The sequence below is a fragment of the Bartonella sp. AP11XZML genome, assembly GCF_042196445.1.
Classification (GTDB): Bacteria; Pseudomonadota; Alphaproteobacteria; order Rhizobiales; family Rhizobiaceae; genus Bartonella.
Map to the genome: position 1 here is coordinate 137,667 of NZ_JBHIQF010000077.1, position 13,671 is coordinate 151,337.

Annotated in this window: 8 protein-coding genes; 6 read left to right on the plus strand and 2 right to left on the minus strand. The window is 35.9% G+C overall.

Features of this window, described 5'->3' with window-relative positions:
* Positions 1-24: 24 nt before the first annotated feature.
* Entirely contained in the window at positions 25-747 is a 723-nt protein-coding gene (locus tag ACFIMG_RS07870) for a response regulator transcription factor (protein WP_005774392.1), read from the minus strand.
* A 386-nt stretch (positions 748-1,133) separates the two neighbouring features.
* Here ACFIMG_RS07870 and lysM point away from each other — a divergent pair, with 386 nt between their 5' ends.
* The gene (gene lysM / locus ACFIMG_RS07875) at positions 1,134-1,589 is read left to right on the plus strand and encodes a peptidoglycan-binding protein LysM (protein ID WP_375611389.1); all 456 of its coding nucleotides are present in this window, start codon (positions 1,134-1,136) and stop codon (positions 1,587-1,589) included.
* 110 nt (positions 1,590-1,699) lie between these two features.
* Here lysM and ACFIMG_RS07880 read toward each other — a convergent pair whose 3' ends face one another.
* Entirely contained in the window at positions 1,700-2,254 is a 555-nt protein-coding gene (locus ACFIMG_RS07880) for a copper chaperone PCu(A)C (RefSeq protein WP_375611390.1), read from the minus strand.
* A 959-nt stretch (positions 2,255-3,213) separates the two neighbouring features.
* On the opposite strand from ACFIMG_RS07880, the gene dnaK reads away from it, so the two are divergent.
* The 5 genes from dnaK to lepA all read left to right on the plus strand — a co-directional run bounded on the left by dnaK (position 3,214) and on the right by lepA (position 13,246).
* Positions 3,214-5,106: a molecular chaperone DnaK gene (gene dnaK / locus ACFIMG_RS07885; RefSeq protein ID WP_375678827.1), complete on the plus strand. Its 1,893-nt coding sequence runs from the start codon at positions 3,214-3,216 to the stop codon at positions 5,104-5,106.
* Positions 5,107-5,264: 158 nt separating this feature from the next.
* Positions 5,265-6,407, plus strand: a complete 1,143-nt coding sequence (gene dnaJ / locus ACFIMG_RS07890; RefSeq protein ID WP_375611466.1) for a molecular chaperone DnaJ — start codon at positions 5,265-5,267, stop codon at positions 6,405-6,407.
* A 1,732-nt stretch (positions 6,408-8,139) separates the two neighbouring features.
* Positions 8,140-9,045 carry an acetylglutamate kinase gene (gene argB / locus ACFIMG_RS07895; RefSeq protein ID WP_375612884.1) on the plus strand — a complete coding sequence of 302 codons (906 nt, stop codon included), beginning with the start codon at positions 8,140-8,142 and terminating at the stop codon, positions 9,043-9,045.
* 32 nt (positions 9,046-9,077) lie between these two features.
* The gene (locus tag ACFIMG_RS07900; RefSeq protein WP_375617501.1) at positions 9,078-9,992 is read left to right on the plus strand and encodes a DMT family transporter; all 915 of its coding nucleotides are present in this window, start codon (positions 9,078-9,080) and stop codon (positions 9,990-9,992) included.
* 1,448 nt (positions 9,993-11,440) lie between these two features.
* Positions 11,441-13,246 (plus strand): translation elongation factor 4, encoded by a 1,806-nt coding sequence (gene lepA, locus ACFIMG_RS07905; protein WP_375611467.1) that lies wholly within the window; start codon positions 11,441-11,443, stop codon positions 13,244-13,246.
* Positions 13,247-13,671 lie beyond the last annotated feature (425 nt).

Consider the following 13,671-nt stretch of genomic DNA (forward strand, 5'->3'; position numbering starts at 1 on the left):
TCAAATTTTTGCGACAAAGTAGTTTTATACCTCGTGGAAACGATAACCTACACCATAAAGTGTTTCAATCATTGCAAAATCATCATCCACTTGTTTAAACTTTTTACGCAGACGTTTAATGTGACTATCAATGGTGCGATCATCTACGTAGACTTGATCACTATAAGCAGCATCCATTAAAGCATCACGACTTTTTACAACTCCTGGTCTTTGTGCTAAGGTTTGCAGAATCAAAAATTCCGTAACGGTTAAAATAACAGGTTTATCTTTCCATGTACAGGTGTGGCGTTCTTGATCCATCACAAGATCTCCGCGTTTGAGAGAAGAGGTGGAAGAAGTTCCTGTAGAAAGCGGTTGGTTACGTGCATTAGAACGGCGTAAAATAGCTTTCACGCGTTCAATAAGAAGACGTTGGGAGAAAGGTTTAGTAATAAAATCATCAGCTCCCATTTTGAGACCAAATAATTCATCAATTTCATCATCTTTAGAGGTAAGAAAAATAACTGGAAGATCAGATTTTTGACGCAAACGACGCAAAAGTTCCATCCCATCCATTCGGGGCATTTTAATATCAAAAATAGCTAAGTGTGGAGGGTGAAGTGTGAGACCCTTGAGTGCAGATGCTCCATCTGTATAGCTTTCAACCCGATATCCTTCTGTCTCAAGCGCAAAAGATAAAGATGTCAAAATATTGCGATCATCATCAACAAGTACAATCGTTTGTGTGATTGTTGGTGTATCTTTCATGGTTTCTTAGACCTTTCTATTGCTGTGGTAGCAAATTACCCACACTTATTTATATGGGAGTTCATATTTTTTTTGCAAAACAAATATGATACAAATTGTAGCAAAGTAAAAAACCTTTTGTCATTACTGTAAAATCTTGTTTTGCTTTCATAATTTATAATGTTTCTACGTCTATTAAGATCCCTTCATTTGAGAGAAAATTTTCATAAAGGCTTTTTTTATCAAGGTTTATTACAAAGTTTATTATTGTATTTGTCTCATAATTGAACAGATGTAGTTTTGATTGTTGAAGTTTAGAAAATCTGCCTATGTGTTTTAAGAGCAAAGAAAAGAATGTGGCAATATATGCACAAAAATTTGTTTCTGCTACACGAAAGGAGGTCGTAATGGGATTTTTTAATTTTATTAAAACTGTAGGGGAAAAGTTAGGTATTGGGGACCATGAACCAAAAGAAAAGGATTTTAAGAGAGCATTTGATCATTTTCAACTCGGTACAGAAAAAGTCAATATTCAAGTTGAAGACGGTAAAGCTATTTTAAGCGGTGAAGTTCCAGATAGGGAAACACTTGAAAAAGCACTGCTGGTTGTTGGCAATTCACAAGGTATCTCTTCTGTAGATGTTAATCAATTAAAGGTTATAGATACAACGCCTAGAAAAACTTCTCGCTTTTATGAGGTTAAATCTGGTGATAATCTTTGGAAAATTGCTGAAGAGGTTTATGGAAAAGGGCAAGGTAATAAAAACACATTTATTTTTGAAGCCAATAAGCCAATGCTAAAATCTCCCGATAAAATTTATCCTGGACAAGTTTTACGTATTCCTGAAATTGACCATAGTTAATTCATCAAAGGGGATAATTTTTTACTGATGGTATTAAACAAAAAATAAAGAAGCGTAAAAAATTTCACGCTTCTTCATTTTATAAAGTGTGTATTTATAATAAAAGGAGCTTAGTGAACAGGAGAGGATTTAGAAGGTGATGGTACTTTCATAGCGTTTACAGAGAAATCAACATCAATGGTTCCTGCTTTCTCAAATGTTAATTTTGCGCTAATTTTATCACCTAACTTAAATGGTTGTGAAAGCCCCATGAACATAATATGATCACCGCCAGGCTTAAGCGTGATTTCGCCATTTCCCGGAATTTCAATGCCATTGTGCATTTTTTCCATTTTCATAATATCATTAACGACAGCCATAGAGTGTATCTCTGTTGTTTTTACTCCGTTTGTGGAAATAGAAACCAAACGGTCTGGGGTATTACTGTGATTAATAATGTAGAGATAACCGCTACCAACTCTTATACCTCTAGGTGTTTCGCGTGTCCAAGGATTGAGAATTTCTATGTCGCCAAGTTTATATTGCTGAGCACCTGCTGGCAAGGTTATACCAGCAAAGAGAAGAGCACACACGATATTTATGATAACCTTTTTGTATGGATATTGTGTATGTATTATATTCTTAAAGATGAGATTTGTTATTTTCTTAATAATAGATGTCATCATTGATTTACCCTCCGTCATAAGATTCACACTTTGAATATTTTTATTTTAGCAGAGCTTTTATTTAAAATAAAAGAAAGAAATGCTAAAATGAAATTGATTTGAATATAAAAATCATAGAATTCTTGAAATTTAAAAGAAGACAGTAAGATTTACAATGACAACACACCTCTTAACGCTTCCGTGTTCATCTCATAAATAGTATTTGCAAATGGTATAAAATCTATGATGCACTACTATTTTACTTAATGAAGATATAATACAGAACAATCATCAACTACTTTACCAATTTTAATATTATGACAGCTCTTGGCATTTTAAAGCGTTTATACAGAGGTATTTTTATATATTTTCAAAGTTCAAAATTATACAGTTAAGAAAAAACGCTTTAGATGAATTTAAAGCACAGATTTCAAATAGCCGCAAACAATGAGACCGTTAGAAGGAGAATTTTTGAAAGGAGATCGATAGATAATACCTTTACTGATATGAGCATTAGATATGATGACTATTTTAGTCCAAGGAAAATTTATAATATTTGTGATATAAATTATTCGCCTTTTAAAAAGCTTTTACGTGAGTATGATTTTATCAATGATGAGAAGATCAAGAGCGAGAGTGCAATCATTCTTTTATTTTTTAATTTTTATAGAAAGATATATTTTTTGAGAATTGCAAGAAAAATATATTATGCTCTCAAGTCTCTCATAAATATGGTATTTATGGGTCATTAGAGTGCCTATTTTAAAATAAATTTTTTATTTTGGAGATGTTTCTCTCATTATTCTCTTGTAGCAATAAAAGCCTGTTCTTATATACGAGGCAGCAAGGCTTGTTGCGACTTGCAGTTTATTATTATTTATATTGCTTGAAGCAATATACGGGCTTTAGGTGTTATGAGGAGCTATCTTAAAAAGATGCTTTATGAAGGTTGAGGTAGCTTGCTGAATGGAGATTATAATATGGCAAAAGTAATTGGTATTGATTTGGGGACAACGAACTCTTGTGTGGCTGTTATGGATGGCAAAAACGCAAAAGTTATTGAAAACTCAGAAGGAGCGCGAACAACACCTTCCGTTGTTGCCTTTACTGATGGGGGGGAGCGGCTTGTTGGGCAGCCTGCTAAACGGCAGGCGGTGACAAACCCTGAAGGGACAGTTTTTGCAGTTAAACGTTTGATAGGGCGCCGTTTTGATGACCCTATGGTTGAAAAAGATAAAGCGCTTGTTCCTTATAAAATTGTTAAAGGTGACAATGGTGATGCATGGGTTGAAGAGGCGGGAAAGAAATATTCTCCGTCACAAATTTCAGCTATGATTTTGCAAAAGATGAAGGAAACAGCAGAATCTTATCTTGGTGAAAAAGTTGAACAAGCCGTTATTACGGTTCCTGCTTATTTTAATGATGCGCAACGTCAAGCCACGAAAGACGCAGGTAAAATTGCTGGACTTGAAGTTTTACGGATTATTAATGAGCCAACTGCTGCTGCTTTAGCTTATGGTTTGGACAAAAAGGACGGAAAAACAATTGCTGTTTACGACCTTGGTGGTGGTACATTTGATATTTCAGTCCTTGAAATTGGAGATGGCGTTTTTGAAGTTAAGTCAACCAATGGGGATACGTTTTTAGGGGGTGAAGACTTTGACATGCGCTTGGTCGGTTATTTTGCCGATGAATTCAAAAAAGAACAAGGAATTGATCTGAAAAATGATAAACTCGCTTTACAGCGCTTAAAAGAAGCGGCAGAAAAAGCAAAAATTGAGCTTTCTTCGTCACAGCAAACAGAAATCAATTTACCATTTATCACGGCCGATCAATCAGGTCCTAAGCACTTAACAATAAAATTGACTCGGGCAAAATTTGAATCTCTCGTTGACGATTTAGTGCAGCGTACCATTGAACCTTGTAAAGCTGCGTTGAAAGATGCTGGATTAAAGGCCGGTGAGATTGACGAAGTTGTTTTAGTGGGTGGAATGACACGTATGCCCAAGATTCAGCAAGTTGTGCAGAGCTTCTTTGGTAAGGATCCACACAAAGGCGTTAATCCTGATGAAGTGGTCGCAATGGGTGCTGCCATCCAAGGAGGTGTATTGCAAGGCGATGTCAAAGATGTGTTGTTGCTAGATGTAACACCTTTATCTTTGGGTATTGAAACCTTGGGTGGGGTTTTCACACGCCTTATTGAGCGCAATACCACTATCCCGACGAAAAAATCGCAAGTTTTTTCGACAGCTGATGATAACCAGAGTGCTGTGACGATTCGTGTTTTCCAAGGTGAACGGGAAATGGCAAGTGATAATAAGTTATTGGCTCAATTTGATCTTGTTGGTATTCCTCCAGCCCCACGTGGTATACCTCAAATTGAAGTTACTTTTGATATTGATGCGAATGGTATTGTTAATGTTTCGGCCAAAGATAAGGGAACAGGTAAAGAGCATCAAATTCGTATTCAGGCATCAGGTGGTTTAAGTGATGCTGATATTGAAAAAATGGTAAAGGATGCAGAAGAGCACGCGGCTGAGGATAAAAAACGCCGTGAAGGTGTTGAAGCTAGAAATCAAGCGGAGGCTCTTATTCATTCAACTGAAAAGTCGCTCAATGAATATGGCGATAAAGTATCAGCTGAAGAAAAGGGACAGATTGAAACAGCAATATCTGATTTGAAATCTGCGCTTGAAGGCAGTGATACGGAAGAAGTAACAACAAAGATGCAAAAATTAGCAGAAGTCAGTATGAAACTTGGACAGGCTATGTACGAAGCCTCACAAGCAGCGAGCGCTGACACTGAAACAGAGGCAAAGAATGATGATGTTGTTGATGCTGATTTTGAAGAAGTTAATGATAAGAAGAAATAGTGTCAGCATATGTGTTGATTAATTGATAAACCCGGCCTTTGAAATATAAGGCTGGGCTTTATTATTTGAGATAAGTTGCAACTTTGTTGCTAAAAATATAAATTAAAAGCAATATTATCCATAAAGATGGATGACAGAAAAATTATCAGGAATACATGATGAAGGTTGACTATTATGAAATTCTTGGCGTGACTCGCGAATGTGATGATAAAAAGTTGAAATCTGCTTTTCGTAAGTTGGCAATGCAATATCATCCTGATCGCAACGCGGGGGATAAAGAGGCAGAGCGAAAATTCAAAGAAATTGGCGAAGCCTATGAAGTTCTTAAAGATCCCCAGAAGCGTGCTGCTTATGATCGATTTGGCCATGCGGCCTTTGAAAATAGCGGTGGTCAAGGGGGAGCAAATCCCTTTGGTGGTTTTGCTGCTGGTGGTGGATTTGCGGATATTTTCGAAGACTTTTTTGGTGAGATTATGGGAGGGACACACCGTAAGCGTGGTGATAGTCGCGAACGTGGCGCAGATTTGAGTTATAATATGGAAGTGACTTTAGAAGAGGCATTTTCAGGAAAAACTGCAGAAATTAATATTCCCAGTTCCGTTACGTGTGATGTTTGTGAAGGATCAGGAGCGAGAAAAGGCTCTAAGCCGCAAGTTTGTGGAACATGTCATGGATCTGGTCGTGTGCGTGCTGCACAGGGTTTCTTTTCTATTGAGCGGACATGTCCTACATGTCATGGACGTGGTGAAACTATTACGGATCCATGCCCCAAATGTCAGGGGACACGGCGTATAGAGAAAAAACGTTCATTAAGCGTAAATGTTCCAGCTGGTATTGAAGATGGAACGCGTATTCGCCTTTCTGGTGAGGGTGATGCTGGTATTCGTGGTGGCCCCAATGGTGATCTTTATATTTTCCTTTCCATTAAACCGCATGAGTTTTTTCAGCGAGAAGGAGCAGATCTTCACTGTCGCGTTCCTATTTCAATGGTAACAGCTGCTTTAGGAGGAGAGTTTGAAGTTTCCGACCTTGATGGTGTTAAAGCACGCGTTAAGATTCCAGAAGGGACACAAAATGGACGTCAATTCCGCCTTAGAGGCAAAGGTATGCCCATGTTGCGCCGTCAGCAAGCAAGGGGTGATCTTTACATCCATATCACGATTGAGACACCGCAGAAATTAACGCAAGAACAACGTGAATTGTTGCAAAAATTTGAGAAACTCTCAAATCATGAAAATTCACCGCAATCACATGGTTTTTTTTCACGTATGAAAGAATTTTTTGAAAATATTTCTGGTTAAAATTATGTGAATGTTCTCAGAATAATTAGAGAGAACTGTGGGAAAGTTATTTTCATTAAGCTTTCTATTGTCTCATTATCTTTGAAAAGCATTTTTTCTTGAAAAGAAAAGAGAGAGACAGCTAATTTAGGATAAATTCCTGCTGCTGATAGTTTTTATATTTCATGAGTTTTATGGATAAGTCTTATTTTTGAGTGTCTATGACATTTTAAAAAGGGCTTATCCATATAAGAACGCAATTGAGTGATTGATAATAAATATTGCCAGTGTCATGATAACTGCCTTTATGCATTCAGTATTTTTGGTGTTTATTTTTTCACTCAAAATTTCTTTTTAAAGGCTCTATAATAAAACTATAAAATAGGTAGCGGCTTGCCAAGAAACGCTAAATAAGCTGTTAGGCAATCCATCTTTTTCAAATAAAGTATCAACTTCTTATAACCGATTTTATTTTTGGCATTTTTCATAGTTTTAATCACTGCTTCCTTTAAAATAAGGGTTATTTTGTTCGGAATAGCTTTTACATGCTTCATCTTAGCTTTTAGCAGTAATCATGTCTTTTTAGATGCGGATTTAGTTTTGTATTTCTGATGTCATAAATAGTTCTTCCAGATAATAAAAACACTATAATCAAGTTTATTTTGTTCCAAAGAAATTGTGGAATGAGATAATGTGTGTTGAATGCTAAAGAAGACATAACAAAACACTTTTTGAGGTATTCGATGTATCTCTCTTGTGGGGAAGCAGATTCGATGGAATTCACTTAATTGAATTTATTGGCATAATAAAAAGTTGGTGGGAAGATAGAGGAAGTTACCTTTAAAAAGAAAAAACAAATACAATAAAAAAATAGCACAATATGCTTAGAAAACAGCACGACATATTATTGAAATTGTTAGTGATATGGAAAGAGAAGTATACGAAATGAATCTTTTTTCATAAAATAACATAATTAAAATAATACATTAAAAGAATTAACAATTCTAAAAAACATTGAATAATTCAAGCATGTATTGCTATGCAAAAAGAAAAACTTAATGACAGATCATGAAAATGAGAAATTTTATCAAATCTTACGAAGAGAGTAATCTAAACAATTAAATGCTTTTACGAAGATGCTTTTGAAGAGCTATCACAATATATGGATAATGTTGCAAAGCCTTTTTTCGATTTTACGATATAAAAAGATAAATTATTATTATAAATCAACTTATTATGATTCTCCATAAGGAGCGTTCAGTTGACATTTCCTCATGTTTTATGATTGAGAAAAAGTCAAATTTTTAAAACCAAAGTTATAGTTTATTGAGATAAGCTATAAAGCGGTTGAGTGATTTCTTAATCTTGGGAATATGTTAATTTTATTATTATAAGAAACTTTATTTTTATCTTATAAAATCAATGGTTGTATATATTCCCATTCATTGTTAAGTATCCGTAGGGATAAACTAATGAGTTGAATGTACGGCTTAGCTTCAAAATTTTGCTTTTCAATTTTATATATAAGATCATAAAATAATGACATTTTTTTACGTCTATTTTGTTTAATTTTTCGCTGTCAATTTTTAAAGGAAGTTTTTTGTATTTCATTTTGCTATTCCTTTTTCGTAATTTAGAGGAAAATTGACGGTTTTCAGGGGAGGGGGTGGATAGAGTAAAGTTTGGTTTTATTGTTTTCACTTTTCCTAAATTTCATTAAGAGATGGTAAAAAGTGATGAGGAGGCTCTATTGATGGATGATGCTAAAAACGGTGATGTAGATGTTTTGGAAAAACAAGCAGCATTTTTATCGTCTGCTTTACCTTATATGCAAAAATATGAAAATGAAACGGTCGTGGTAAAATATGGCGGCCATGCTATGGGTGATCCTGCTTTGGGGCGAGCATTTGCGCGTGATATTGCTCTATTAAAGCAATCAGGGATTAATCCTGTTGTTGTTCATGGTGGTGGTCCTCAAATTGCTGAAATTTTAATGAAAATGGGGATTGAATCACGATTTGAAAACGGACTACGGGTAACCGATGAGCGGATCGTTGAAGTGGTTGAAATGGTTTTAGCGGGTTCCATAAATAAAGAAATTGTTGCTCTCATCAATGCTGAGGGTGAATGGGCAATAGGATTATGCGGCAAGGATGGCAATATGGTTTTTGCCGAAAAGGCTTATAAAACTGTCATTGATCCTGATTCGCATATTGAACGTGTTTTAGATTTGGGGTTTGTTGGTGAGCCTGTTGAAGTTGACCGCACATTGCTAGATCTTTTAGCATCTTCTGAAATGATACCAGTTCTTGCTCCTGTAGCTCCAGGACGCGATGGTAAAACTTATAATATCAATGCTGATATTTTTGCTGGAGCTATTGCTGGTGCATTAGAGGCTAAACGCCTTTTATTTCTCACTGATGTTCCTGGTGTTTTGGATAAACAGGGTAAACTTTTAAAAGAATTGACAGTTGCTGAAGCTGAGAAATTTATTAAAAATGGGACAATTTCAGGAGGCATGATTCCAAAAGTAGAGACTTGTATAAAAGCCCTTCAAAATGGCGTGGAAGGTGTTGTCATTTTAAATGGTAAAACTCCTCATTCTGTTTTACTAGAGCTGTTTACCGAACAGGGAGTTGGAACGCTTATTGTTTCATAAATTGTGGGGAAAATTGGAAGAGAAAGTTTTTCATGGTGAATCTAAAACAGTTTAAATATCCTTTATTAAGTAAGCCAGAATTGGCAATATTTACTGCGACAATATTGTGGGGCATTACATTTTTAGTCATTCACATTGCGGTACGCTATAGTGGTCCTCTGTTTTTTGTTGGATTTCGTTTTATTGTTGCATCTCTTATATGTGGGGTAATTTTTTGGCGCTCTATAAAAGGGATAACTGTTTATGAAGTTTTCGCTGGGATGGCAATAGGTTTAGCCATGTTTTTTGGTTATGCTTTTCAAGCAGCTGGACTTCAAACAATTATTAGTAGTCAGTCAGCTTTTATCACAGCGCTTTATGTACCGATGGTTCCAATCTTGCAATGGATTGTTTTTAAAAAACCTCCCCGTTTAGCTTGTTGGATTGGTATTATTTTCGCTTTTATTGGGCTTGTATTGATTTCAGGACAAAAGCCGGGAAATTTTGATTTTTCAAAAGGCGAAATTTTAACTTTGTTAGGCGCTTTAGCGATTGCTGGAGAAGTCATACTCATCGGAATTTTTGCGAACAAGGTTGATAGTCGGCGTGTAACCATTATTCAGTTATTTTTTAGTGGTTTTTTTTCATTTGCTTGTATGCCGTTGATGGGTGAAAGCATCCCTGAATTTTCGTGGGTGTGGTTTAATATTGGTATAGGATTGGCATTAATGAGTGCCATCATTCAATTAGCTATGAATTGGGCACAAAAGTCTATTTCCCCTACGCGTGCGACACTCATTTACGCAGGTGAACCGGTATGGGCTGGTATTGTTGGGCGTTTGGCTGGCGAACATTTATCTCCCTTAGCTTTATTGGGCGGTTTGCTTATTCTGATTGGGATAATTGTGGCTGAATTACAACCTTCACAATGGCGTAAAAAAAATAAAGCAATTAAAAAAATTGATTAGCTATACATTTTTTTATTATGATTTTATTGCATGAGCTTTTTGCTTATAGAGTTTTCATTTTTGAAGCTTTTTTAATATTAAGATGATTAAGAAGTTCTATAAGTTATTCCAGCTTTTGCATGCCAAATTGGAGAAATAGTATGCTTCTATCTTTTTGCCTAGTTTCTAAAACGGGCAGACAACCTTCATTGAGCCAAAGCATGAGGTGATATAAAGGTAAAAATTAACGCCCATCTTTACGATCATTTTTAAATTCGGCTTTACAACTTTCAAAAACATCTACGGTAATTTTTTGAATAATGAAAATTACGCACTGTCGCACGTTATTTCTTTTGTCCTTTAATAGAGTTACGCTTCATACGCAAAATAGAACGCCCAAAGTATCCCCATAACGTTGTACATTAAAGCGTTTTTTAAAAGATAATTTTCTCAATATACATCATATTCATTGACGGTTTGCATGAAGTATAGAAAAACCACAGAGCATCATCATTTTACTTAAAATAAAAGGCACGAGCATTTTCTTTATCTGTTCTCAATATTACGATAGCCTTTGGCATTTAAAAGAGAGAGGCATTTTTACTCTTTTCTTAAACGTTCTTATCCATACACTAGCCCTGTTTTATAATGGAGAGGCAAAAAAATTGATTGATTCACTATGAGAAGATTTAAAATGAGAGAGGCTCGCGATATTCAGAGTTTTCATTTAAATTGCAAAATAATAAACGATCATTATAAATCAATGCGTTATCCAATGAATCGAAGAGGATTGGTGTGTTTTATATTTAATGGAGGAAGGAAGGAGTTGTATAAAAAGTATATAAAACATCACTCAATAGAGCATATTTCTAAAGTTTTAAAAATTGAGAAAAAACTCCCTCGATATTCATATTATTTTATATAAGATTACTAAAAAAGCAGATTATTGCGTACAAATAAAAAAGCATTTCTTGCGAATTTTATTGCAAGTCTAAGTGATATACACGCATATCATATAAATATGATAATACATTGATTTATAATTATAAGCATTATTCACATTGAATTAGAACCCTGAATACCGTAAAATTTTCTCACGTCAAATCATTTTCATGTTAAATCAATCCAAATCACTTTCTTACACATCACAAGTGGGTGGGGGCATGTGGGTAAAGACTGTACAAGAAAGGCATATCTCTTATAAACTTTTTCAAGTGTAAAGGATCGTCGCAATATTGGAGATTGGCAAAGTGTGTGATGGTGCTAGCTTACTACAGCATATGAGTTATCAAATAAGATGCGAAAAGATCATTTTAGCAGCCTTGGATTTAATTTAGCAAATAAAGCCTCATTTTTTAGGCTATAAAAAGTTGTGTTTTGAGAAGCTTTTTAGGTTTATATTCTTTTGATAGAAGCCGGAGCATAATTGGTCTTTGCGTTTTGTATTATTCTTTGCTAAATCGCCTTATATGACAATAGATCGTAATTATATTCGTAATTTTTCCATCGTGGCGCATATTGATCACGGCAAATCCACTTTAGCTGATCGTTTGATTCAAATAACAGGTGGGCTTGATACACGTGAGATGAAAGAACAAGTACTCGATTCCATGGATATTGAGCGTGAACGTGGAATTACTATTAAAGCACAGACGGTACGTTTACACTATAAGGCAAAGAATGGTGAAACCTATATTTTAAATCTTATGGATACACCAGGTCATGTGGATTTTGCTTATGAGGTTTCGCGTTCACTGGCAGCTTGTGAAGGTTCTCTGTTGGTGGTGGATGCAAGCCAAGGCGTAGAGGCGCAGACGTTAGCAAATGTTTATCAAGCCATTGATAATTCCCATGAGTTGGTTGTTGTTCTCAATAAAGTTGATCTTCCAGCAGCAGAACCTGAGCGAGTTAAAGAACAAATTGAAGATGTGATAGGCATTGATACATCTCAAGCAGTAGAAATATCAGCAAAAACAGGTTTGGGTGTTCCTGATGTTCTGGAGGCAATTGTTGCACAATTACCACCTCCACATACAGGCGATGTTGCAAATCCCTTGAAAGCAATGTTGGTTGATAGCTGGTATGACGCATATCTTGGTGTCATTGTTTTGGTACGGGTGATAGATGGTATTTTAAAAAAAGGCCAAACCATTCGTATGATGGGTACAGGTGCAAAATATCCAGTTGAGCGCGTTGGGGTTTTTACACCTAAAATGGTACAGGTTGATGAATTAGGACCAGGCGAGATTGGTTTTATCACTGCTTCTATCAAAGAGGTAGCAGATACACGGGTTGGGGATACGATTACTGAAGAGCGTCGTCCTTGTGAAAATGCTTTGCCTGGTTTTAAGCCGGCGCAACCGGTTGTCTTTTGTGGACTTTTTCCAATTGATGCTGCTGATTTTGATGATTTGCGTGCAGCCATGGGCAAATTACGCTTAAATGATGCGAGTTTTTCTTTTGAAATGGAAACGTCTGCGGCTTTGGGGTTTGGTTTTCGCTGTGGTTTTTTGGGACTTCTGCATCTTGAAATTATTCAAGAGCGATTAGAGCGTGAGTTTAATTTGGATTTAATTGCGACAGCACCTTCAGTTGTTTATCGCATGAATATGAATGATGGTTCTGTTAAAGAGTTGCACAATCCAGCGGATATGCCTGATGTGGTTAAAATTTCTTCCATAGAAGAACCATGGATTCGAGCGACAATCATGACTCCTGATAATTATCTTGGGTCAATTTTAGAGCTATGCCAAGAGCGGCGTGGGGTACAGGTTGGTTTGTCCTATGTTGGAACCCGTGCTATGGTAACGTATGATTTACCACTGAATGAAGTTGTTTTTGATTTTTATGATCGGCTAAAATCGATTTCAAAGGGTTATGCTTCTTTTGATTATCAAATGACAGATTATGCAGAAGGTGATTTAGTTAAAATGTCTATTTTGGTGAATGGAGAGCCTATTGATGCATTATCGATGCTTGTTCACCGCACGATTGCAGAAAAGCGCGGGCGTTCAATGTGTGAAAAACTGAAAGATCTTATTCCTCAGCATATGTTTCAGATTCCAGTTCAAGCGGCTATTGGTGGTAAAGTTATAGCGCGCGAAACGATTCGTGCTTTGCGTAAAGATGTAACAGCGAAATGTTACGGGGGTGATGTTACGCGTAAGCGCAAACTTTTGGAAAAGCAAAAAGAAGGCAAAAAGCGGATGCGCCAATTTGGAAAAGTAGAAATTCCACAATCGGCATTTATTCAAGCGCTCAAAATGAACAAATAATGAAAAAAGGAGTATTTTCCTTCATTAATTGTGTTTTGCTTTTGTCGGTTGGTTCCGTTGTTCAAGAGTGCTTTTTAATGGAAATTGCGCAATATTCACACTTTTGGATATAGTGTTTTTCATTGTGTCATGTTGCTCACGTAAAACAGAATGCTTTAAACAAAATACATTTATGTTGCATATTTGTGCACTTGTTTCAAAGAAACATTTCTCAATACATCAAACTCCATTTCACAACGGGGGATGTAACAAAATATAATGTAAAATACACTGTGAATGATATAAAATCCATTTGGCATTACCGCTTTTACGCGTCAGAAAGGTGCAAAGCGCACCCATCATACTCTTTTTCAGCTCAAAATATTATGACAGTCCTTATCACTTGAGAGAATTCATTAAAGGTATTTCACTCTTTTCTTGAAGTG